20 protein-coding genes are annotated in these 21,299 nt (G+C 71.8%); 13 read left to right on the top strand and 7 right to left on the bottom strand.

Features of this window, described 5'->3' with window-relative positions; all coding sequences use genetic code 11:
• Positions 1–73: 73 nt before the first annotated feature.
• Positions 74–667 carry a TetR/AcrR family transcriptional regulator gene (locus AB0J69_RS54935; protein ID WP_364135941.1) on the bottom strand — a complete coding sequence of 198 codons (594 nt, stop codon included), beginning with the start codon at positions 665–667 and terminating at the stop codon, positions 74–76.
• A 91-nt stretch (positions 668–758) separates the two neighbouring features.
• Here AB0J69_RS54935 and AB0J69_RS54930 point away from each other — a divergent pair, with 91 nt between their 5' ends.
• Both AB0J69_RS54930 and AB0J69_RS54925 read left to right on the top strand, forming a co-directional pair.
• Positions 759–1,565 (top strand): SDR family NAD(P)-dependent oxidoreductase, encoded by an 807-nt coding sequence (locus AB0J69_RS54930; protein ID WP_364135938.1) that lies wholly within the window; start codon positions 759–761, stop codon positions 1,563–1,565.
• A gap of 34 nt (positions 1,566–1,599) precedes the next feature.
• Positions 1,600–3,753: an MMPL family transporter gene (locus AB0J69_RS54925; protein WP_364135936.1), complete on the top strand. Its 2,154-nt coding sequence runs from the start codon at positions 1,600–1,602 to the stop codon at positions 3,751–3,753.
• Between the two features lie 12 nt (positions 3,754–3,765).
• Here the strand turns inward: AB0J69_RS54925 and AB0J69_RS54920 are convergent, their stop codons facing one another.
• On the bottom strand, positions 3,766–4,614 hold the full coding sequence (locus tag AB0J69_RS54920; protein WP_364135933.1) for a helix-turn-helix domain-containing GNAT family N-acetyltransferase: 849 nt from the start codon (positions 4,612–4,614) through the stop codon (positions 3,766–3,768).
• 94 nt (positions 4,615–4,708) lie between these two features.
• Here AB0J69_RS54920 and AB0J69_RS54915 point away from each other — a divergent pair, with 94 nt between their 5' ends.
• Together AB0J69_RS54915 and AB0J69_RS54910 are read left to right on the top strand one after the other, a co-directional pair.
• Complete coding sequence (locus tag AB0J69_RS54915) at positions 4,709–5,611, top strand: beta-propeller fold lactonase family protein (protein ID WP_364135930.1); 903 nt, start codon at positions 4,709–4,711, stop codon at positions 5,609–5,611.
• 52 nt (positions 5,612–5,663) lie between these two features.
• Positions 5,664–6,995 (top strand): N,N-dimethylformamidase beta subunit family domain-containing protein, encoded by a 1,332-nt coding sequence (locus AB0J69_RS54910; protein WP_364135928.1) that lies wholly within the window; start codon positions 5,664–5,666, stop codon positions 6,993–6,995.
• On the opposite strand, the gene AB0J69_RS54905 is transcribed toward AB0J69_RS54910, so the two are convergent.
• Positions 6,983–8,452, bottom strand: a complete 1,470-nt coding sequence (locus AB0J69_RS54905) for a glycerol kinase (RefSeq protein ID WP_364135926.1) — start codon at positions 8,450–8,452, stop codon at positions 6,983–6,985. The genes AB0J69_RS54910 and AB0J69_RS54905 overlap by 13 nt on opposite strands.
• 130 nt (positions 8,453–8,582) lie before the next feature.
• Between AB0J69_RS54905 and AB0J69_RS54900 the strand changes: the two genes are divergently transcribed.
• Positions 8,583–9,608: a 6-phosphofructokinase gene (locus AB0J69_RS54900; protein ID WP_364135923.1), complete on the top strand. Its 1,026-nt coding sequence runs from the start codon at positions 8,583–8,585 to the stop codon at positions 9,606–9,608.
• 136 nt (positions 9,609–9,744) lie between these two features.
• Here AB0J69_RS54900 and AB0J69_RS54895 read toward each other — a convergent pair whose 3' ends face one another.
• Entirely contained in the window at positions 9,745–10,485 is a 741-nt protein-coding gene (locus tag AB0J69_RS54895) for an MHYT domain-containing protein (protein ID WP_364135976.1), read from the bottom strand.
• A gap of 138 nt (positions 10,486–10,623) precedes the next feature.
• Positions 10,624–11,475: an MHYT domain-containing protein gene (locus tag AB0J69_RS54890; protein WP_364135920.1), complete on the bottom strand. Its 852-nt coding sequence runs from the start codon at positions 11,473–11,475 to the stop codon at positions 10,624–10,626.
• 112 nt (positions 11,476–11,587) lie between these two features.
• Here AB0J69_RS54890 and AB0J69_RS54885 point away from each other — a divergent pair, with 112 nt between their 5' ends.
• The 3 genes from AB0J69_RS54885 to thiI all read left to right on the top strand — a co-directional run bounded on the left by AB0J69_RS54885 (position 11,588) and on the right by thiI (position 14,836).
• On the top strand, positions 11,588–12,733 hold the full coding sequence (locus AB0J69_RS54885) for a DUF5931 domain-containing protein (RefSeq protein ID WP_364135917.1): 1,146 nt from the start codon (positions 11,588–11,590) through the stop codon (positions 12,731–12,733).
• 190 nt (positions 12,734–12,923) lie between these two features.
• A complete protein-coding gene (locus tag AB0J69_RS54880) occupies positions 12,924–13,577 on the top strand; it encodes a response regulator transcription factor (protein ID WP_364135914.1) in 654 nt (217 codons plus the stop codon).
• Positions 13,578–13,639: 62 nt separating this feature from the next.
• On the top strand, positions 13,640–14,836 hold the full coding sequence (thiI, locus tag AB0J69_RS54875) for a tRNA uracil 4-sulfurtransferase ThiI (RefSeq protein WP_364135912.1): 1,197 nt from the start codon (positions 13,640–13,642) through the stop codon (positions 14,834–14,836).
• Here thiI and AB0J69_RS54870 read toward each other — a convergent pair.
• Both AB0J69_RS54870 and aroF read right to left on the bottom strand, forming a co-directional pair.
• Positions 14,833–15,120: a YiaA/YiaB family inner membrane protein gene (locus tag AB0J69_RS54870; protein WP_364135909.1), complete on the bottom strand. Its 288-nt coding sequence runs from the start codon at positions 15,118–15,120 to the stop codon at positions 14,833–14,835. The genes thiI and AB0J69_RS54870 overlap by 4 nt on opposite strands.
• 122 nt (positions 15,121–15,242) lie before the next feature.
• Positions 15,243–16,274 (bottom strand): 3-deoxy-7-phosphoheptulonate synthase, encoded by a 1,032-nt coding sequence (gene aroF / locus AB0J69_RS54865; RefSeq protein ID WP_364135906.1) that lies wholly within the window; start codon positions 16,272–16,274, stop codon positions 15,243–15,245.
• Positions 16,275–16,526: 252 nt separating this feature from the next.
• Here aroF and AB0J69_RS54860 point away from each other — a divergent pair, with 252 nt between their 5' ends.
• The 5 genes from AB0J69_RS54860 to AB0J69_RS54840 all read left to right on the top strand — a co-directional run bounded on the left by AB0J69_RS54860 (position 16,527) and on the right by AB0J69_RS54840 (position 20,949).
• Entirely contained in the window at positions 16,527–17,123 is a 597-nt protein-coding gene (locus AB0J69_RS54860; protein ID WP_364135903.1) for a molybdopterin-dependent oxidoreductase, read from the top strand.
• 52 nt (positions 17,124–17,175) lie between these two features.
• Positions 17,176–18,348 carry a histidine kinase gene (locus tag AB0J69_RS54855; protein ID WP_364135900.1) on the top strand — a complete coding sequence of 391 codons (1,173 nt, stop codon included), beginning with the start codon at positions 17,176–17,178 and terminating at the stop codon, positions 18,346–18,348.
• Positions 18,349–18,414: 66 nt separating this feature from the next.
• Entirely contained in the window at positions 18,415–19,155 is a 741-nt protein-coding gene (locus tag AB0J69_RS54850; protein WP_364135897.1) for a LytTR family DNA-binding domain-containing protein, read from the top strand.
• 16 nt (positions 19,156–19,171) lie between these two features.
• The gene (locus AB0J69_RS54845) at positions 19,172–19,462 is read left to right on the top strand and encodes a hypothetical protein (protein WP_364135894.1); all 291 of its coding nucleotides are present in this window, start codon (positions 19,172–19,174) and stop codon (positions 19,460–19,462) included.
• Positions 19,459–20,949: a cation acetate symporter gene (locus AB0J69_RS54840; RefSeq protein WP_364135891.1), complete on the top strand. Its 1,491-nt coding sequence runs from the start codon at positions 19,459–19,461 to the stop codon at positions 20,947–20,949. The genes AB0J69_RS54845 and AB0J69_RS54840 overlap by 4 nt, the downstream gene beginning before the upstream one ends.
• The last annotated feature ends 350 nt before the right edge of the window (positions 20,950–21,299 follow it).

The raw sequence follows: 21,299 nt of genomic DNA, 5'->3' as shown, positions 1-21,299 counted from the left end.
CCTGACCCCGGCCTGAACGCGCCCGATCCGCCTGAACGCGCCTGGCCCGGGTGAACGCCTGACCCCCGCGGGCTCAGGCCAGGTAGCGGACCAGCATGTGCTTGAGCTCGTCCACCAGCTCGGCCGACCGCTCCGGCGGCGATGAGGTGACCATCGGCATCACCGCCTTCACCATGGCCAGCCCCATGGTCCCCATGAGCTGGGCGCGCTCCTCCGGCAGCTCTGGGGCGCGGCGCCGCAGCATGGCCGCGAGCTGCCGCGCGATGTCCTCGTGCAGCCGCTGCGAGGCCGCGGCGAACTGGTCGCCGGTCGCCGTCCCGTACAGCAGCGACCAGTACGCCGGCGACTCGCTCTTGAACTTGACGCTCTCGTCCACGAGCTGCCCCACCAGTGCCTCCAGCGGGATCTCCGGCGTGACCGCGGCCAGCCGGGCGGCCCAGAACTCCTGCCGGTCGACGGTGTAGCGGGCCACGAGCGCGTCCAGGACCTCCTCCTTGTTCCTGAAGAACTGGTACAGCGACCCCGGCGACACCCCCGCCCGCGCGGCGACCTGGTTCGTGGTCAGGTCCGGGTAACCGACCTCGGCGATCACCAGCTCGGCGGCGTCGAGGATCTCGGCCATGCGCTTCAGGCCGCGCGCCTGCCGACGGACCGTGCGTTCAGCCATGGGTCTCCTCGTTGACAAATGCGAGCATTTACTTGTATTCCTGGTCCCGGAAGCAAACACGAGTAGTTTACCGACTTTTCCGGGAGGCCTCATGAGAACCGTGCTCGTAACAGGGTGCGGCAGCGGGTTCGGCCTGCTGACGGCGCTCACGCTGGCCAGGAGGGGCGACCGCGTGCTCGCCACCGTCCGCGACCCCCGGTCGGAGGGCGCCGAGCGCCTGCGCCGCGCCGCCGCGGACGAGGGTCTGCCCCTCGAGGTGCGGCGGCTGGACGTCACAGAGCCCTTCGGAGGCGCCCCCGTCGAGCTGGACGCGCTGGTCAACAACGCCGGATACATCCTGCGCGGCCCCGTCGTGACCCTGTCCGACGAGGAGCTGCGCGCCCAGTTCGAGGTGAACGTCCTCGGCCCCGTCCGCCTGATCCGCGCCCTCGCGCCCCACATGAGGCCGGGCGGCGTGATCGTCAACGTCTCGTCCATCGCCGGCTCGGTCGGCGTGCCCTTCGAGGGCGCCTACTCGGCGGCCAAGGCCGCCCTGGAGTCGCTGTCGGCCGCGCTCCGCTTCGAGCTCACCCCGTACGGGCTGCACGTCGTCGTGATCGCCCCCGGCAACTACGGCACCTCCATCCGCGCCCGCGCCCGCTGGGCCGAGGCGTTCACCGAGGACCACCGCGACCGCGCGGCCCACGACCGGTTCTGGTCGGCGTTCGACCGCTCCCTGGCCGGCCGGGGCGACCCGCAGGAGGTGGCCGACGCCGTCGCCGCGGCTGTCGAGGCCCCCGAGGGGGCCTACCACCGGCTGGTGGGCAAGGACGCCGAGTTCCTGTACGACCTGCACCGACGGACGTCCCAGGAGGACTTCGAGCGCCTGGTCGCCGAGACCCTGGGACTCGAGCGATGAAGGCCGGGACGGCGCGCGCGAGGGCGGTGCCGGCATGGCGGTGAACACGCGTCCCCGCCCGGCCCGCGCGGCCACCGGCGGGCCGCCGCTGCGCAGGCTCGGATTCCTCCTCGTACGCCGCCGCAGGCTCGTCCTCTCCCTGGCCCTGGCCCTGCTGATCGGCGCCGGGGTGCTGGCCGCGGGGGCGGTGTCGGGGCTGTCGCTGGCCAGGTTCGAGGCGCCGGGCTCGGAGTCCGACCGGGCGCAGTCCGAGCTGATCGAGCGGTTCGACACGGGCAGCCCCGACATGATCTTCCTGGTGACGGCCAGGAACGGCACCGTGGACGACCCCGCGGTGGAGGCGGCGGGCAGGGACCTGACCGCGCGCGTCGGCCGCGAGGAGGGCGTGGCCGAGTCGGCGTCCTACTGGACCCGCGGCAAGCCCGCCACCCTGCGCAGCGAGGACGGCAGGCACGCCCTCGTCGTGGTGCGCATCCCGGGCGACGCCGACCACGTGCGCGCCCGGGTGCTCCCCAGGCTCGTCCCCGAGATCACCAAGGGCACGGACCTGCTCCAGGTGCGGGCCGGGGGCGGGGAGGAGGTGTTCCGCGAGACCGTGCCGCTGGCCCGGCAGGACTTCGTCCGGGCCGAGCTGGTCATCTTCCCGCTGGCGTTCGTGCTGCTCTGGCTCTACCAGCGGCGTGCCATGGCGGCCCTGGTGCCGATCCTGGCCGGGGTGTACGCCATGGTGGTCGGCCTCGCACTGCTCAGCGGCGTCCTGCTGTTCACCGAGATCTCGACCTTCGCCCTCAACCTGACCCTGGCCATGGGCCTCGGCCTCGGCATCGACTACTGCCTGTTCGTCATCCAGCGCTTCCGCGAGGAGACGCGCGACGGCGCCGACCGGGCGGCGGCGGTCGCCGGGGCGGTCGAGCACGCGGGCAGGACCGTGCTGTTCAGCGGCCTGACCGTGGCCTCGTCCCTGGCGGTGCTGTTCGTGCTGCCGTTCGACTTCCTGCGCTCGTTCGCCTACGCCGGCATCGCCGTCGTCGCGGGCGGCCTGGTCGCGGCGATCATCGTGCTGCCCGCCGTGCTCGCCACGATCGGCGGCGCACTCCTGCCGAAGCGGGCCGGGCCCGAGCGCGCCGACGGGTTCTGGCACGGCCTGGCCGCCCGGGTGATGCGCCGCCCGCTGGTGTTCGGCGGGCTGGCCACCGCCCTGCTGCTGGTGCTCGCCTCGCCCTTCCTCGGCCTGCGCTTCGGCGTGGCCGACGACCGCATCCTGCCCCCGGAGGCGTCGTCCCGGCAGACCCAGGAGGTCATCCGCCAGACCTTCCCGGCCGAGGAGACGGACGCCATCCAGCTGGTCTCCACGGGCGCAGGGGGAGACGTCCGGCAGTACGCCACGGCCCTGTCCCGCCTGCCCGGCGTCGCCCAGGTGGACTCGCCGGCCGGCTCGTACGCCGGGGGCGCCCGCGTCGGCGACGGGGACACCGGCAGGTTCCAGGGCGAGGGCACCTGGCTGTCCGTGGTCCCGTCGGCCGCGGCCCTGGCGGACGACCCCGTACGCCTGGTCGAGGCCGTACGCGCGGTCGAGCCCCCCTTCGAGGTCCTGGTCGGCGGCTACCCGGCCGAGCTGTCCGACTACCGCTCCTCCGTCGTGGACCGGCTGCCGCTGGTGCTGGCGCTCATGCTCGGGGTGACGTTCGTGGTCCTGTTCCTCATGACCAGGAGCCTGATCATCCCGATCAAGGCGACCCTCCTGAACATCCTCAGCCTCGGCGTCATGTTCGGCGCCGTCGTCTGGATCTTCCAGGACGGCAACCTGTCGGGCCTGCTCGGCTTCACCCCCACGGGCACGCTCGACCCGAGCATCCCGATCCTGATGCTCTGCGTCGCCTACGGCCTGTCGATGGACTACGAGGTCTTCCTCCTTTCCCGCATCAAGGAGGAGTACGACCGGACCGGCGACACGCAGGAGGCCGTGGCCACGGGGCTGCAGCGGGGGGCGCCGCTGATCACCGCGGCCGGGGGGATCCTGGCGCTCACGTTCGCCGCCTACGCCACGGCGCAGGTGACGTTCGTACAGATGCTGGGCATCGGCATGGCGGTGGCCGTGCTGGTGGACGCGACCGTCATCAGGGCGGTGCTGGTGCCGAGCCTGATGCGCCTGGCGGGCCCGCTCAACTGGTGGCCCAGGGGCCGGTGACCGGGGGCGGGCTCAGAGGTCGCGCGACCACACCTGCTCGTTGACCTCGACGCCGTTCTCCGTCCCCGTCTCCTCCGACTCCAGCTCGAACCCGGCCGCCTGGTAGATGCGCCGCGCGCTCACCAGGCTGTCGCGGGTCCACAGCGTGATCCGCTTGTAGCCCTCGGCGCGCGCGTGCCGCAGGCACTCGTCCACCAGCCGCCGCCCGATGCCCAGGCCCCGGGCGGACGGCTCGACCAGCAGCATCCGCAGCTTGGCCGTGGTGTCGTCCTGCCGCACGCAGAACACGCAGCCGGCCCGCTCCCCGCCGACCTCGGCGATCCACCCGGCGTCGCGCGAGAAGTCCAGCTCGCCGACGATCCTGGCGACGAGCTGCTCGAACTCCGTGCCCCAGCCGTACTCCTCGCTGTAGAGCACGCCGTGCCGGTAGACGACCCAGCCCAGGTCGCCGGTGCGCGGGGGCCTGATCACGTACGGCTCGCGCTCCCGCGCCGGCCCGAGCAGCGCTCTGATCGTCGCCATGCCGGCGACCAGCCGCTCCTGGTCCGCCTCCGGCAGCCCGGACAGCAGCCGCCCGATCTCCTCGGCGGAGCGCCGGTCGAGCCCGGCGAAGATCTCGGCCCCCTCCGGGGTGAGCCGCACCAGCTGCTTGCGCGCGTCGGAGGCGGACCGCTCGCGGCCGATCAGCCCGTCGCCCTCGAAGCGCGCCAGGATCCGGCTGAGGTAGCCCGCGTCCAGGTCGAGCAGCCCGCGCAGCTCGCCGGTCTCCATCCGCTCGGCGTGCGCCAGCTCGAACAGCACCCTCACCTCGGTCAGCGAGTACGGCGAGTCGAGCATCCCCGCCTGGAGCGCGCCGATCACCTTCGTATAGAACCGGTTGAAGGCTCGGACCTCAGAGATCCTTGCTTCTGTCAACGAACTCATTGCCATAGTCAACCATAGGAGGATCCCCGCTGTGAAGCACGTGCGCATAGGCGGATACGGCCCCGGCATCGTCACGATCGGCGGCGACCTCACCAGGGTGGCGGCGCCCTCGTTCCTGGTCGCCCACCCCACCCTCCCGGTGCTGTACGCGGCGGGCGAGCTCGAACGCGGCTGGCTCACCGCGTACGAGGTGGGGGCGGAGCTGTCCCCGCTGGACGAGCGGCCCAGCGAGGGCCACAGCCCCTGCCACGTCGCCGTCGACCCCGGGGGCACCCTGCTCGCGGCGGCCAACTACGGCGACGGCACGGCCCTCCTCCAGCGGATCGACGAGCGGGGCGCGTTCGCGGGCGAGCCGATCGTGCTGCGCCACGAGGGCTCGGGCCCGAACGCCGAGCGCCAGGAGGGCCCGCACGCCCACCAGGCCGTCTTCCACGACGGCCTGCTGCACGTCTCCGACCTCGGCACCGACGAGATCCGCCGCTACCGCCTCGACGGCACCCCGCTGGAGCCGATCCGGATGAGCCCGGGCACCGGCCCGCGCCACTTCGCCTTCTCCGGCGGCCGCCTCTACGTGGCGGGCGAGCTCGACGGCACCGTCACCCTGATCGAGGGCGAGCGCCGCACGGTCGTCCCCGCCTCCGGCCACGAGGGCCCGAACGACCCCTCCCACCTGCAGGTCGAGGGCGACTTCGTCTACGTCGCCAACCGCGGCCCCGACACGATCTCGGTGCTGCGCGCCGCCGACCTGTCCCCGGTGGCCGAGGTGGCCTCCGGCGGCCACTGGCCCAGGCACTTCGCCATCGACGGCGAGCGCATGTACGTGGCCAACCAGTACTCGAACGACGTGACCGTCCTCGCGCTGCGCGACGGCGTCCCCGAGCCGGCCGGCGAGGCGTACGAGGTGGAAAGTCCGGCCTGCGTGCTGATCATGTAAGGAGTTCGCCAAGTCACGGCCCACAGGGCAGTTCGGTCATGACCATGGGCACGTGCGCAAGATCCTGCTCGTTCTCGTCCTGCTGACCTCCGCCTGCGGCGGACCGCCTCCCGTCACGCCCCCGGTGACCGCACCCGTCGCGCGGGCCCACGCACCCGAGGCGGACGTGCAGGAGTCCTGGCGGATCACCCGGCAGGGCGCCGAGCACGAGATCGAGGGCTACGCCGACCGGGTGAGCGTCCTGCCGGGCGAGCGGTTCCGGCTGCACGTCTCGACGACCGCGCCGCGCTTCTCCGCGCGCGCCTTCCGCATGGGCGCGAACCCGGCCAGGGTGTGGGAGTCCGCGCAGGTCCGGGGTGTGCGGCAGGCGCCGATGAGGGTCGAGGACGGCACGGTCACCGCCGCCCACTGGACCCCGTCGCTGACCGCGGACACGGCCGGCTGGCCGGAGGGCGCGTACCTCGTCAGGCTCGACGCCTCGACCGGGGCCCAGCGCTACGTCCCGATCACCGTGCGCTCGGCCTCCACCGCCGGGCGCGTGGTGATCGTGAACGCGGTCACCACCTGGCAGGCGTACAACCTGTGGGGCGGCCGCAGCCTCTACCAGGGCCCCGGCGGGTTCGCCGGCCGCTCCCGCGCGGTCACCTTCGACCGCCCGTACGACGGGACCGGCGCCCGCCTCTTCCTCGACTTCGAGAAGGAGGCCCTGTCGGTGGCCGAGCAGAGCGGCGTCCCGCTGGCCTACCTGACCAACCTCGACCTGCGGCCCGGCGCGCTGGACGGCGCGCGGGCGGTGGTGTCGCTCGGCCACGACGAGTACTGGTCGCCCGGCATGCGCAAGGTCGTCACCCAGGCCAGGGACCACGGCACCAACCTCGCCTTCCTCGGCGCCAACGCCGTCTACTGGCGCATCGCCATGAACGGCAGGAAGGTCGTCTGCGACAAGGAGCGCGTCTGCGACCTGTGGCGCGCGTCGGAGCCGGAGAGCACGCTGGTGGGCCAGATGTACGACTGCTTCCCGGCGGAAGGCGTCTACCGGGTGAGCCGGCCGGGCCACTGGATCTTCGCCGGTACCGAGGGGCGGCGCTTCCCCGGGATGGTCGGCGTGGAGACCGACCGCGTGTCGCGCGGCTCGCCGGACAACGTCAAGGTGCTGGCCGAGTCGCCGTTCTCGTGCGGCGGCCGGTCGAGCGTCACCCACAGCACCTATTACGTCGCGCCGAGCGGGGCCGGGGTGTTCGCCTCCGGCACCATGCGCTGGGTGTGCGCGCTGCGCGGCAGGCGGTGCGGCCACGGGGTCACCGAGCCGGCCGCCGCCTTCACCCGCCGCGCCACGATCAACCTGCTCACCCGGTTCGCGAAGGGGCCGGTTCAGGAGCCGTGAGCGCCCTCGACGGCCAGCCGGACGGCCGCCCGCCAGCGCTCGTACGCCGCGTCGTCGCGCTCGCCCGGCTCGAAGCGCCGGTCGAGCTGCCACGTCTTGCGCAGCTCGGCCCGCGACGCCCACACGCCCGCGCCCAGCCCGGCCAGGAACGCCGCACCCAGCGCCGTCGTCTCCTGGATCGCCGGCCGCTCCACCGCCGCGCCGAGCTGGTCGGCCTGGAACTGCATGAGCAGGTCGTTGGCGCTGGCCCCGCCGTCGGCCTTGAGCACCGGCACCGACCCGCCGGTCATCGACTCCACCACGTCGCGCACCTCGAACGCGATCGCCTCCAGCGTGGCCCTGACCAGGTGCGCCCGCGTCGTGCCGCGCGTGAGGCCGGTGATCAGCCCGCGCGCCCGGGGATCCCAGTGCGGCGCCCCCAGCCCGGTCAGCGCGGGCACGAACACCACCCCGCCGCTGTCGGGCACCGTACGCGCCACGGCCTCCGACTCCGGGGCCGTCCCGATCAGCCCCAGCCCGTCGCGCAGCCACTGCACCGCCGCCCCGGTCACGAAGATCGACCCCTCCAGCGCGAACGTGCGCTCGCCGGACGGCGTCTGCCAGGCCACGGTGGTCAGCAGCCCGGACTCCGACCGGACGATCTCCCCGCCGAGGTTGGCCAGCACGAACGAGCCCGTGCCGTAGGTGCACTTCACGTCGCCCACGTCGAAGCACGTCTGCCCGAACAGCGCCGCCTGCTGGTCGCCCGCCACCCCGGTGATCGGCAGCTCCAGCCCGAGGAAGGCCGCCGGGTCGGTACGCCCCAGCGGCCCGTAGTTGGGCACGATCTCCGGCAGCGCCTCCTCTGGCACCCCGAACAGCTCGCACAGCTCCGGCTCCCAGGCGCCGGACGACAGGCCGTACAGGAGCGTGCGGGAGGCGTTGGACGGGTCGGTCACGTACCGCGCGCCCGCCGTCAGCCTGGCGATCAGGTACGAGTCCACCGTCCCCACGGCCACATTTCCGGACTCGACGCCCGCCCACGTCGCCGGGTCGTGCTCGGCCAGCCAGGTGAGCTTGGTGGCGGTGAAGTAGGGGTCGAGGCGCAGCCCGGTCAGCTCCGACACGCGCGGCTCGTGCCCCGCCTCGCGCAGCCGCCCGCAGATGGCGGCGGTGCGGCGGTCCTGCCAGACGATGGCCCGGCGCGGCGCGGCCAGCGTGCGCCGGTCCCACAGCACCGCCGTCTCGCGCTGGTTGGTGATGCCCACGCAGGTGGGTGTGGTGTCCGTGCCGCGCAGGGCGGAGGCGCAGGCCGACAGCGTGGCCTGCCAGATGTCCTCGGGATTGTGCTCGACCTGGCCCGGCTCGGGAAAATGCTGGGCGAATTCCTCGTATCCCTTTGACGCGATCTGCCCGTTTTCCGAGACAACGAGGGCCGTCACCCCAGTTGTCCCGGCATCGATGGCCAACACAGTCACGAAATTTCCTCCCTGCAAGGGTTTAGTTTCGAAGCCTGGCGTTTGGTCTAGACCACTGCCTGTGAGGGCGGGCACAATGCGAGTCTGTCATCAAGGACTGGTTCGTGACCCCCATCGGGAGGAACCCGCCATGCGTATTGGAGTGCTGACCGGCGGCGGCGATTGCCCCGGACTCAACGCCGTGATCAGGGCAGTGGTGCGTAAGGGGGTGAGCGTCTACGGTCATGAGTTCGTCGGCTTCCGTGATGGTTGGCGCGGCCCCCTCGAAGGCGACACGATGCCGCTCGACATCCAGGCCGTGCGGGGCATCCTGCCGCGCGGCGGGACCATCCTGGGCTCGTCCCGCACCAACCCCATCAAGATCGAGGGCGGGGTCGACCGGATCAGGGAGAACCTGTCGGCGACCGGCGTGGACGCCCTGATCGCCATCGGCGGTGAGGACACACTGGGCGTCGCCAAGCAGCTCTACGACCGCAACGTCAACGTCGTGGGCGTGCCCAAGACCATTGACAACGACCTGTCGGGCACCGACTACACCTTCGGCTTCGACACCGCGGTCAACATCGCGACCGAGGCCATCGACCGCCTGCACACCACCGCCGAGTCCCACCACCGGGCGCTCATCTGCGAGGTCATGGGCCGGCACGCGGGCTGGATCGCCCTGCACGCGGGCATGGCGGGCGGCGCGAACGTCATCCTCATCCCGGAGAAGCCGTTCGACATCGACCGGGTCTGCGAATACGTCGAGTCGCGCTTCCGCACGCGCTACTCGCCGATCATCGTGGTCGCCGAGGGCGCGCACCCGATCGAGGGCCAGATGGAGTTGCAGGCGGGCGAGCTCGACGCGTTCGGCCACGTACGGCTGGGCGGCATCGGCGAGGTGCTGGCCAAGGAGATCGAGAAGCGCACCGGCAAGGAGGCCCGCACCACGGTGCTCGGCCACATCCAGCGCGGCGGCACCCCGACCTCCTATGACCGGGTGTTGGCCACCAGGTTCGGGCTCCAGGCCATCGACGCCGTCCACGAGGGCGACTACGGCAAGATGGTCGCGCTGCGCGGCACCGACATCGTGCGCGTGGGGCTCGACGAGGCCACGGCCGAGCTGAAGACCGTGCCGGAGTCGCGTTACTCCGAGGCCGAGGTGTTCTTCGGCTGACTGAAAGCGGCTTGCAAGCGGGCGGCCGTACTTTCTGGGCAGCGGGGTTACCGCTACAACCCCCTCAGGGTACGGCTTGCGCCGCAGCGAGTCGGCGGCCCACTACGCGTCGCAAGCCGTACCCCTGGTACATAGCTCAACCGCGGGGCGTGCCGAAGAGATCCACCTCCGGCGCGCCCTCGTCGCGGTTGCGCAGCCGCTCCCTGAACTCCGCCTCGCTGCGCAGCTCCTTCTCCGACGGCGACAGGATGACGGTGAGCAGCAGCCCCACCGTGATCAAACTGATGCCGACGATGAGGGGCAGCAGGAAGTCGATGGCCTTGGCGCCGGGCACCGGCACCGCCTCGGAGTGCGTCGCGACCGACATCGAGTACATCCCGGTGTAGTGCATCCCCGAGACGGCCACGCCCATCACCAGCGCCGCGCCGCCGATCCTGAGCGCGCCGCTGACCCGCAGCGTGAACCAGAGCGCCACCGTGGCCGCCGCGACCGCGATCAGCACGGACAGCGTGACGACCACCGGATCGTAGGAGACGTGGCCGGACATGTTCATCGCGGCCATGCCGAGATAGTGCATGCTCGCCACGCCGCAGCCGGTCAGGACGCCGCCGCCGAGCAGGTATCCCAGCCGTTCACCGCCGTACGCGGCGAGGAACAGCCCCATCCCCACGACGGCGACCGCGATGAGCGCCGAGGCCACGGTGAGCGGCACGTCGTACCGGATCACCGAGCCCGACACGGAGAAGCCGAGCATGGCGATGAAGTGCATCGTCCAGATGCCCGTGCCGCCGATCGCGAAAGCCGCGCCGACGAGCCAGAACTTGGCCTCACGGCCGCCCATGAGCCGCGCTCGCGACGTCAGCAGGAGCCCGAGCATGGACCCCACGCTGGACATGATGTACGCGAATAACGGCGTCAAGAGCCCAAAAGAAAAATGATCGATCGGCGACATGCCCCACCCACATCCCTTACGCACCGATAAGGGAGTATGAACAGGGAGTCGTAACCTTCGCAACTACCTTCGGCGAGCCTGCATCGGCTGTTGGCGCGGAATTGGCGTGGGGTACCGGAGTTGTTGCTGCTGGGTGGTGCGACGGCGCAGTTCGAGCTTGGCCACGAGTTCCGCGTCCTCGTGCAGTTCCTCCTCCGAGGGGGACAGGATGACCATCAGGAGCATGGTCAGGGTGATGAGGCTGATCACGGTCATGAGGGGGACGAGGAAGTCGAGCGCGTCGGCGCCGGCGACCAGGCCGGGCTCGGCGTCGACCGTGACGTGCATGGCGTACATGCCGGTGTAGTGCATGCCGGCCACGGCCACGCCCATGACCAGGGCGGCGCCGGTGATCAAGATGGGCCGCTTGACCCGCAGCGTGAACCACAGCGCCACCGTCGCGGCCACCACGGCGATGCCCACGGAGAGCGCCACGGTGACGCGGTCGTAGGAGACGTGGGCCGACATGTTCATCGCGTACATGCCGAGGTAGTGCATGGAGGCCACGCCGAGCCCGGTGAGCAGGCCGCCGCCGAGCAGTGACAGGGCCCGGCCGCCGCCGTACGAGACCAGGAACAGGCCGGTGCCGACCACCACGATGGCCACCACCGCGGAGGCCACGGTGAGCCAGACGTCGTACTTGATCTGGGTCCCCTCCACCTCGAAGCCCATCATCGCGATGAAGTGCATGACCCAGATGCCCGTGCCGCCGATCGAAATGGCCGCGCCCAGCAACCAGCGCACGCGGGCGCCGCCGCGCGAGGCGTGCGCCTGCGCGGTGAGCCGCAGCCCGAGCATCGAGCCGATGCAGGACATCACGTATGCGAGCAACGGCGTGAGCAATCCGTAGGTGAAATGATTCACGGCGGAGGTCATCTATCGGTTCCTTGCATTAGGGGTTGTCGGATTCTGCCATCCCGGTTGTCCCTTTCGCATGGATATCGCAACTATCTGTCAACCTGTCGTGTCGGAAACATGAGAAGGTCTCATGGCTATCGAGGGGCCGTTCTGGCGCGCGATCGCGGTCTTCCGCGCCGCGTCGCTGCTGTACGCGGCCGTGCTCATGGCCCAGCACGGCGGCTACGAGCAGCCGGTGCTGGGCTGGCTGGTCATCGGGGTGATGGCGCTGTGGACGGCGGGGGCGACGTACGCCTACTCCGCCGAGGCGCTGCGCCGGTGGCCGCTGCTGGCGCTCGACCTGCTCGTGACGATGGCCTGCCTGCTGGCCAGCCCGTACGTGGAGGGTGCCCAGCAGGGCGTGGCCGGCACCATGCCCGTGCCCGCGACCTGGGTGGCCGGGCCCGTGCTCGCCTGGGCCGTGCACGCGGGGCGGCGCGCCGGGGCCCTGGCGGCGGCCGTCGTGGCGGCCGGGGACCTGTGGTTGCGGCTGCGTACCGACGAGGTGCCGATCCTCGTCAACGGCGCGGTGTTGCTGTTCCTGTCAGGAGTCGTGGTCGGACACGTGGCGCAGCTGGCCCGGCGGGCCGAGGAGCGCATGCAGCGCGCGGCCGAGAGGGAGCAGCGCGCCGCCGAGATGGAGGCCGCCCAGCGCGAGCGGGAGCGCCTGGCTCGTGACCTCCACGACTCGGTCCTGCAAGTTCTGGCGCTGGTGCAGCGGCGCGGGCGGCAGATCGGCGGCGAGGCGGCCGAGCTGGGACGGCTGGCGGGGGAGCAGGAGGCCGCGCTGCGCGACCTCGTCGCGGCCGGTCCGCCGCCGCCCCGGGGCACCACCGACCTGCGCACCCTCCTCACCCGCTACGGCTCCCCGTACGCTTCCCCGGACGGCTCCCCGGAGGTGACGGTCGCGACCCCGGCCACGCCGCTCGTCCTGCCCACGGAGACGGCCCAGGGCGCGGCGGCCGCGGTGGGGGCGGCCCTGGACAACGTGCGCGCCCACTGCGGGGCGGGGGCACGCGCCTGGGTCCTGGTGGAGTCGGCCGACGGCACGGTGACCGTCACCGTCCGGGACGACGGCCCGGGCATCCCACCGGGCCGCCTGGAGGCCGCGGCCGCGGCCGGGCGCATGGGGGTGACCCGCTCGATCCGCGGCCGGGTGAGCGAACTGGGCGGCACGGTAACCATCATGAGCACCCCCGGCCAGGGCACCGAGGTCGAGATCACCCTCCCCGCCTGACCCGCCGTCACCCTGTTCGCCGGCCGCCGCTTCCTCGGGTGGCCGGGTGTTTGTCCGGCCGGCCACGACTGTGCGCGCCGGCGGCCCTGTCGCGTTCGCCCGATCTCGGGCGCGTAGGGCGGCTCCGCCCTGGTCCGGTGGGGGATGCACACCAGGGGTCAGGGGCCCGGGGCGGCGTTAGAGTTGCGGCATGGTGCGGGTCATGGTGGTGGACGACCATCCCATGTGGCGGGACGGGGTCGCCAGAGACCTCGCGGAGGCCGGTTACGAGGTCGTCGCCGCCGTGGGCGAAGGGCGGCAGGCGGTGCGCGTGGCCGCGGCGGTGCTGCCGGACGTCGTCGTGCTGGATCTGCGGCTGCCTGACATGTCAGGCCCCGAGGTCGCCGCGCGGCTGGCGGGGATGGAGCCGCCGCCCCGGGTGCTGGTGCTGTCGGCCAGCGCCGAGCAGGACGACGTGCTCCAGGCCGTCAAGGCGGGCGCGTCCGGCTACCTGGTGAAGTCGGCCGGCCGGGAGGAGTTCCTCGACGCGGTCCGCCGCACCGCCGACGGCGACGCCGTGTTCACCCCGGGTCTGGCCGGGCTGGTGCTCGGCGAATACCGCAGGCTGGCCGCGCAGCCGGAGCCCGGCGGGCCGGGAGACCGGGGGCCGCGGCTGACCGAGCGCGAGACGGAGGTGCTCAGGCTGGTCGCCAAGGGCCTGTCGTACAAGCAGATCGCCGAGCGGCTGGTGCTCTCCCACCGCACGGTGCAGAACCACGTGCAGAACACGCTCGGCAAGCTCCAGTTGCACAACCGGGTGGAGCTGGTGCGATATGCGATCGAGCGGGGGCTCGACGCGGACTAAACTCGATGGGTCGCGACGTTTCCAACAACGCCGTCTTTCCCCATCATCCCGGAGGTTCCACCATGACGATGTCCGCCCTGGGCGAGCCGTGCGTTCTGCTCAAGCTGGGCGAGATCGTCCTCAAGGGCAAGAACCGCGAGCTGTTCGAACGCCGCCTGATCAGCAACATCCGCGACGCGCTCCAGAGCCTCGACATCAAGGTCGACGTGCGCAAGCGGCACGGCGTGATCGCGATCTTCCTGCCCCAGGGCGGCACCGCCGAGCAGGCCGACGCCGTGGCACAGCGGGTCGCCGACGTGCCGGGGCTGGTCTGGATCCACCGGGCGTGGCGGGTCGCCAAGGACCCTGACGCCGTGCTGAAGGCCGGGCTGGAGCTGGTCGGCGAGAGCGAGGAGGTCAAGCGGGGCGCCCGCTTCGCGGTCCGCTCCCGCCGCCGCGACAAGCGCTTCCCCCTGCGCTCCAACGAGCTCGACCGGCTCGTGGGCGGCGCGATCAACGACGAGTACGGCCTGCCGGTCGATCTGAAGAACCCCGAGCTGACGGTGTTCATCGAGGTCGACCGGGACGAGGTGTTCGTCTTCACCGGCGGCATCCCCGGTCAGGGCGGCCTGCCCGTCGGCAGCAGCGGCCGGGCACTGGTGCTCATGTCGGGCGGCATCGACTCGCCGGTGGCGGCGTACCGGATGATGCGGCGCGGCCTGCACGTCGACTTCCTGCACTTCTCCGGCATCCCGTTCACCACGTCCGAGTCGATCTACAAGGCGTACGCGCTGGTCAGGAAGCTCGACAGGTTCCAGGGCCGGTCGCGGCTGTGGGTGGTGCCGTTCGGCAAGGCGCAGCAGTCGATCCGCACCTCGGGTCAGGACCGGCTGGCCGTGATCGCTCAGCGGCGGCTCATGCTCAAGACGGCCGAGGAGGTCGCCCACCGCATCCGCTCCTCGGCGCTGATCACCGGTGACGCGCTCGGCCAGGTGTCCTCGCAGACGCTGGCCAACATCACCGCCCAGGACAACGCCGTCGAGCTGCCGATCCTGCGGCCCCTGGTGGGCTGGGACAAGACCGAGATCATGGCCGAGGCCCGGCGCATCGGCACGCTGGAGATCTCGGAGCTGCCCGACGAGGACTGCTGCTCGCTGCTGGCTCCCAAGCGTGCCGAGACGCGGGCCAAGATCGAGGATCTGAAGCAGATCGAGAAGCGGCTCGACGCCGAGGAGCTGTGCGTGCAGCTCGCCGACTCGATCCAGGAGTACACCCTCTAGGCGTCGACCTTGAAGGGGTCGTGCTCGGCCAGCAGCTTGTCCAGCCTGGCCTGGTCGACGCGGGTGCTGACCTCCGAGAGCTCCTGCCGGTCGCGGACGACCTTGCACAGGGTGACCGTGGAGGTGACGACGTACAGCAGACCGAGCCCGAGGAACGCCCTGATCCACCCCTCGGTGGGGAGGTAGATCAGGGCGAGCACCACGGAGGTCAGCGAGATGGCGAACGACAGGAGCGCCTGGACGTAGAACGCGGTGGTCTGGGTGGGTTGGATGGGCTTCGTCATGTGGCCATCGTGCTGCCGATGCGAAGCCCGGCACATGGGGTCTCGTACTCAAGTTACTCGTGAGTATGGCCGGCGGGCGGCTTGTGGCGCGGCCGGCCGCGAACGGTGCGACAGCGGGACGGTCAGGCGGCCACGGTGGCGGCGGAGGTCTTGCCGAGCAGCGCCGGGAAGTCCGTCATGACCTGCGCCAGCTCGCCCAGATCCGCGTCCACCAGCGCCTGCGGGCCGTCACAGAGCGCCTGCTCGGGCTGCGGGTGCACGTCGATGATCACGCCGTCGGCACCCACCGCGATGGCCGCGCGGGTCAGCGGCAGCACCAGCTCGCGCCGCCCGCCCGAGTGCGACGGGTCGATGATCACCGGCAGGTGCGACAGCCGCTGCGCCACCGGCACGGCCGAGACGTCGAGCGTGTTGCGGGTCGCCGTCTCGAACGTCCTGACCCCCCGCTCGCACAGCACGATGTCGAGGTTGCCGCGCTGGGCGATGTACTCGGCGGCCATGAGCCACTCCTCGATCGTGGCGGTCATGCCGCGCTTGAGCATCACCGGCCGTCCCGCCGCGCCGACCGCCTGCAGGAGCGCGAAGTTCTGCATGTTGCGCGTGCCGACCTGCAGCATGTCGGCGTAGGAGGCCACCAGCTCCACGTCCTGCGCGTTCACGACCTCCGTCACGATCGGCAGGCCGGTCTCCTCGCGCACGTCGGCCAGGATGCGCAGCCCCTTCTCGCCCAGCCCCTGGAAGGCGTACGGGGACGTACGCGGCTTGTAGGCCCCTCCCCGCAGCAGGACCGCCCCGGCCGCCTGGGCCATCCTGGCGGCGTCCAGCGTCTGCTGGTGCGTCTCGACCGCGCACGGCCCCGCGATCAGCGTCACGGTGTCGGGGCCGATCGGCACGCCGCCCACGTGGACCGTGGAACGTTCCGGATGGTTCTCCCGGCTGACCAGCTTGTACGGCGTGGACACGCGCATGACGTCGCGCACCCCGCGCATGCCGCGCAGGCCGGCCGCGTCGAGCTGCGTCACGTCGCCCACCAGGCCGACGATCGTGCGCCGCACGCCCTTGCTCACGAAAGCCTCGACCCCGGCCGCCTGGACGACGGACACGATCGACGCGAGGTCGTCCGCGGTGGCCTCGGGCCCCATCACGATCACCATGTGCTGTCTCCTCTTCCTTACGAAAACCTGCCGGAAACGCGAGAAGGCCCCGGGTCCTGTCGGACCCGGGGCCTTCGTTCGCCTGACTGCTAGCGCAGCGTCAGATGGCGAACGGACTCGGGTCCGTCGCCATACCAAAACAGCCACGCGGTGCGCATAGCCACCAATCGTAGCGCACCACACCCGCTGCCGAGGCACGGACGATCCGATGGCAGGATGGCCCAAGACGCGAGACCGGTGAGGGGAGTGATCGTGGAGGAGTCGCGCCTGCCTCCAGGCCAGTACGTCCCACGCGGCCGACCCGTGATCCACTACGGAAGGGTGCCCGCGTTCAAGCCGGAGAGCTGGGACTTCCGTGTCTTCGGCGCCACCGCCTCGGGCGAGGAGCACCGTTTCTCCTGGAACGAGTTCGAGCGGCTGCCGCGCGCCACCCGGCTGGCCGACTTCCACTGCGTCACCAAGTTCTCGCTCATGGCCAACGAGTGGCGCGGTGTCACCCCGGCCACGATCATGGAGGCCGCCCCGCCCGACCCGGGCGTGCGTCACGTGATGATCTGGGCCGAATACGGCTACAGCGCCAACCTGCGCATGTCCGACTTCGCGGCGGCCGGCACGCTGTTCGCCATGGAGCTCGACGAGAAGCCGCTCAGCCCCGACCGCGGCTTCCCGCTGCGCATCGTGGTGCCCCACCTCTACGCGTGGAAGAGCGTGAAGTGGGTGCGCGGCATCGAATACCTCCTGGAGGACCGGCGGGGCTTCTGGGAGGAGCGCGGCTACCACAACGTGGCCGACCCCTGGCGCGAGCAGCGCTACTCCTACCAGGAAGAACCCGGCGAGGGGCCACCCTAGATTCACTCCGGGTTTTCCCCCGGACACGCTCCGTTTTGGCTACGGTTTCCGCATGCTGACCACCGCGTGCGTGGCGCTGTCCTCTCTGATTTTCCTCCTCCTGGGCTACGGGGTCGCCCGGGCTCCGTGGCGCCGTCCCGCATCGCCGGAGAGGGGCTCAGAGAAGGGCAGGGCGGACGACGCCACGTTCACCGCGCTGCACATCGCCGCGATGGCCGCCCCGGCCCTGCGCGCGGGGCTCGACCGCGACTCCGCCCGCAAGGCCGTACGGCATCTGCGCATCCTGCTCGGCACCGACGCCGTCGCGATCACCTCGATGGACGCCGCGCTGGCCTGGGAGGGCCCGTGCACCGACGACGTGCTCACCTACGCCCGGGCCACGCTGGCCGCCGGGCGGGCACAGGTGTACCCGGGCGAACCGCAGGGCCCGGCCTCCGGGGCGGTCGTGGTGCCGCTGACCGTGGACGGCACGGTCGTGGGCACGCTGGCGGCCTTCGACGCCGAGGTGAGCGCCGGGCTCGTGCGTACCGTCACCGAGGTCGGCCGCTGGGTCTCCGGGCAGCTGGAGCTGGCCGAGCTCGACGCCTCCCGGCGGCGCGCCCTGGAGGCCGAGATGCGCGCCCTGCGCGCGCAGATCTCACCGCACTTCGTCTACAACGCGCTCACCACGATCGCCTCGTTCGTCCGCACGAACCCCAAGCGCGCCCGCGAGCTGCTGCTCGACTTCGCCGACTTCTCCCGGTACGCGCTGCGCCGCGCGCACGACTTCACCACCCTGGCCGACGAGCTCACCTGCGTCGACCGGTACCTGCTGCTCGAACGAGCCCGCTTCGGCGACAAGCTGCGCTTCAGCATGCAGGTGGCCCCGGAGGTGCTGCCGGTGCCGGTGCCGTTCCTGTGCCTGCAGCCGCTCGTCGAGAACGCCATCAAGCACGGCATGCGGGGCCGCGGCGGCGGCGGCGAGGTGCGGGTCGTGGTGCGCGACGCGGGCCCGGAGGCGCACATCACGGTCGAGGACGACGGCGCCGGCATGGACCCCGAGTGCGCCCGGCGCATGCTGGACGACGACCCGGCCCGCGAGGGCAGCGGCATCGGGCTGGCGAACGTCGACCTGCGCATGCGCCAGATCTACGGCGACGGCTACGGGCTCGTCGTGGAGACGGCGCTGGGCGCGGGCACGAAGGTGCGGCTGCGGGTTCCCAAGACACAACTTAGCTCCTTGTAGTCAAATACTTACGCTATGCTGGCGTGTCTCTTGTGACCTCTGCTTTCATACGACAGCGTGGTGGACATGCTGAGAGTGCTGGCCGTCGACGACGAAGTGCCTGCTCTGGAAGAGCTCGCCTACTTGTTGCGCCAGGACGACCGAATCGAACACGTCACGACCGCTGCCGACGGGGTCACGGCCCTGCAGGACATGGTCCAGATGATCGGCGGGGGCGAGCGGCTCGACGGCGTCTTCCTCGACATCCGGATGCCCGGGCTCGACGGTCTCGACCTCGCCAGGCTGGTCGGCGGCTTCCCCAGCCCGCCCAGGCTGGTCTTCGTCACGGCGCACGAGGAGTGCGCGGTGCAGGCGTTCGAGCTGGAGGCGGTCGACTACCTGCTCAAACCCGTCAGGGCCGAGCGGCTGTCCGAGGCGGTGCGCAGGCTGGAGGCGGCCACCGGCCCCGCCCCCGAGCCCGGCCAGGACGACGTGATCCCGGTGGAGCTGGGCGGGCGCACCCGCTTCGTGCCGCAGCAGGCCGTCTGGTACGCCGAGGCCAAGGGCGACTACGTGCGCCTGCACACCGTGGACGGCAGCTACCTCGTGCGCATGTCACTGGCCGCGCTGGAGCGGCGCTGGTCGGATGCCGGGTTCATCCGCATCCACCGCAGCACGCTGGTGTCGGGCCGGCACGTCAGCGAGCTCAGGTTCGAGGGCGGGCGGGTCGCGCTCACCGTCGGCACCGAGACGCTGCAGGTCAGCAGGCGACACAGCCGGCAGGTGCGGGAGCAGCTCGTACGCCAGCACCGGGGCGCGATCTCGTGAGGGGTGGGGAGCGGTGATGGCGGAGCGGCGCGTCGTCGTGTCGAGACGGCCCGCCGCGCTCGGGCGGGACCGCGGCCGGCCGGGTCCCGCTGAGGGCGTGACCGACGTGCCCGCCATCGTGGGCCTGCAGTTACGGCAGGCGCTGCGCACCGTGGCCGCCGTCGTCGCCCTGCTGCTGGGCGCTCCGGTGATCGCGGTGTGGGTGCCCGCCCCCTGGGCCTGGGTGTTGCTGTCGCTGGCCGTCCAGGGGGCGTGGGTGGGTCTGGCCGTGCTGCAGCTCAGACGGGCGGAGCGGCTGGAGAGATGACCGTCGCGGTGCTGACCGGGATCGCCTTCGTGCTGGTTCTGGGCGTCATGGTGGGCGCCGCGCGACCACGCCGCGCCGGCGGCGTCTCCGACTTCTACGTGGCGGCCAGGGCGGTTCCCCCCTGGTGGAACGGCGCCGCGATCTCCTCCGAGTTCACCTCGGCCGCCGCCTGCCTCGGCACGGCCGGGCTCATCGCCACCCGGGGCTCGCCGATGTTGTGGTATCCGGCGGGGGCCGCCGCCGGGTTCGTCGTCATCCTGGCCCTGGTGGTCGCGCCGCTGCGGCGCTCGGGGACGTACACGCTGCCCGACTTCGCCGAATGGCGGCTGCGCTCGGCGCCGCTGCGCCGCTTCGCCACCTGCTTCGCGCTCGTCATCGGGCTGGCCTTCCTGGTCGCCCAGCTCCACGCCGCCGGGGTGGTGGTGCGGCTGCTGACCGGCCTGCCGCCGTGGCTGGGGTGGACGGGCGTCGCGGCGGCGGCGCTGGCGGTGGCGTTCGCCGGCGGGCAGGGGAGCGCGACGAGCGTGCAGGCCTCACAGTTCCTGCTGAAGCTGATCGTGTTCCTCGGGGTCGGCGTGGCGTGCTGCTGGATGGCCGGGACGTGGCCCCTCGACCGGTTCGAGGGCGCCTACCGGGCCGCGGGGGCCGGGCTGGCGGGGGTGGGTGATCCGTCGCTGCCGGGGGTGCTGGCCGTGCTGCTGGCGTGCGCGCTGGGCACGATGGGGCTGCCGCACGTGATCGTGCGGGTCTACACCAACAGGGACGGGAGCGGGGCCCGGCGGTCGATCGTGGCCACGCAGATCATGTTGGCCGTCTTCTGCGTCGTGCCGCCGCTGTACGGGGTAATGGGGCACGCGCACGTCCGCGACGCGGCGGCGGACGAGATCGTGCTCCTGCTGCCCGCCAGGATGCATCCTGGGGCCGTTGGAGACGTGCTCACGGGGCTGCTGGCGGCGGGGGCGTTCGCGGCCTTCCTGGCCACCGCCGGGGGCGTGCTGGTGGCCGTGGGCGGCGCGGTGTCGACGTGCGTGAGCCGGGCCGGGGTGGGTTCGTTCCGGGTCGCCGTGGTGGTGGTGCTGCTGGGCGCGTTCGTCCTGACGGCGGCCACCGCCCCGGGGACGACGGTGGCGCTGGTGCTGCTCGGCTTCAGCCTCTCGGCCGCCACGTTCTGCCCGCTGCTCGTGCTCGGGATCTGGTGGTGGCGGCTGACGGACGCGGGGGTGGCGGCCGGGTTCGCGCTCGGTGGGGGCGTGACGGCCGTGCTTGTGGCCGGAGGACAGGCAGGCGTGAACATGGGCGCGCTGACTTCCTGCCCCGTCCTGGTCGCCGTGCCCGTCGCCTTTGCCGCGATGGTAGTGATTTCCCTGGTCACACCGGGTCGCATCCCGCGGGAAGTAGGCCGGATGATGGTCAGGATGCATCTCCCCGAGCATCTTGCGGGCCCCCCGACCTACCGTTCGTCGACGCACGGCGACCGTTGGTCGTGATCCTACTCTCCGTATAACGATGACTACTGACCGTTCGACGAGCTGTCCGTAAACAGGGTTTCGCCCACAAGATCGCAACCGTAGTGTTTCGGCATCGGAAGCCATTCCGGCGCATCGGGGGGGACGAGCCGCAAGGCTCACAACAGGTCTGATGCGCCGGCTTCACCGGCGACGCGCAGGTCGCCGCGGCTTGTCGGGCCCTTGACCGGGGGGTGGGGCCCGCCACGCCGGATCCGTGAAGGGGCGCCTGCGAGGCCGCTGGACCCGGCCCCGGGCGGCGGGGGGGCGGGGGGGGGGGGTCGGGGGAGCCAGCGCCCCCAACACCGGGGGCGAATACGGGGGGGGGGTTT

The organism is Nonomuraea sp. NPDC049709 (genome assembly GCF_040674815.1).
In the GTDB taxonomy this organism is placed as follows: Bacteria; Actinomycetota; Actinomycetes; order Streptosporangiales; family Streptosporangiaceae; genus Nonomuraea.
Note: the sequence above shows the minus strand (reverse complement) of the source record. Positions and strands in the feature narration are given on the sequence as shown.

Excerpts from the sequence above, each read along its gene's own strand:
- AB0J69_RS54880 (WP_364135914.1), top strand. The coding sequence starts at position 12,924 with ATGGTGCGGGTCATGGTGGTGGACGACCATCCCATGTGGCGGGACGGG.
- AB0J69_RS54890 (WP_364135920.1), bottom strand. The coding sequence starts at position 11,475 with ATGACCTCCGCCGTGAATCATTTCACCTACGGATTGCTCACGCCGTTG.
- AB0J69_RS54840 (WP_364135891.1), top strand. The coding sequence starts at position 19,459 with ATGACCGTCGCGGTGCTGACCGGGATCGCCTTCGTGCTGGTTCTGGGC.
- AB0J69_RS54885 (WP_364135917.1), top strand. The coding sequence starts at position 11,588 with ATGGCTATCGAGGGGCCGTTCTGGCGCGCGATCGCGGTCTTCCGCGCC.
- AB0J69_RS54855 (WP_364135900.1), top strand. The coding sequence starts at position 17,176 with ATGCTGACCACCGCGTGCGTGGCGCTGTCCTCTCTGATTTTCCTCCTC.
- AB0J69_RS54930 (WP_364135938.1), top strand. The coding sequence starts at position 759 with ATGAGAACCGTGCTCGTAACAGGGTGCGGCAGCGGGTTCGGCCTGCTG.
- AB0J69_RS54845 (WP_364135894.1), top strand. The coding sequence starts at position 19,172 with ATGGCGGAGCGGCGCGTCGTCGTGTCGAGACGGCCCGCCGCGCTCGGG.
- aroF (WP_364135906.1), bottom strand. The coding sequence starts at position 16,274 with ATGGTGATCGTGATGGGGCCCGAGGCCACCGCGGACGACCTCGCGTCG.
- AB0J69_RS54900 (WP_364135923.1), top strand. The coding sequence starts at position 8,583 with ATGCGTATTGGAGTGCTGACCGGCGGCGGCGATTGCCCCGGACTCAAC.
- AB0J69_RS54895 (WP_364135976.1), bottom strand. The coding sequence starts at position 10,485 with ATGCTCGGGCTCCTGCTGACGTCGCGAGCGCGGCTCATGGGCGGCCGT.
- AB0J69_RS54935 (WP_364135941.1), bottom strand. The coding sequence starts at position 667 with ATGGCTGAACGCACGGTCCGTCGGCAGGCGCGCGGCCTGAAGCGCATG.
- AB0J69_RS54850 (WP_364135897.1), top strand. The coding sequence starts at position 18,415 with ATGCTGAGAGTGCTGGCCGTCGACGACGAAGTGCCTGCTCTGGAAGAG.
- thiI (WP_364135912.1), top strand. The coding sequence starts at position 13,640 with ATGACGATGTCCGCCCTGGGCGAGCCGTGCGTTCTGCTCAAGCTGGGC.
- AB0J69_RS54925 (WP_364135936.1), top strand. The coding sequence starts at position 1,600 with ATGGCGGTGAACACGCGTCCCCGCCCGGCCCGCGCGGCCACCGGCGGG.
- AB0J69_RS54870 (WP_364135909.1), bottom strand. The coding sequence starts at position 15,120 with ATGACGAAGCCCATCCAACCCACCCAGACCACCGCGTTCTACGTCCAG.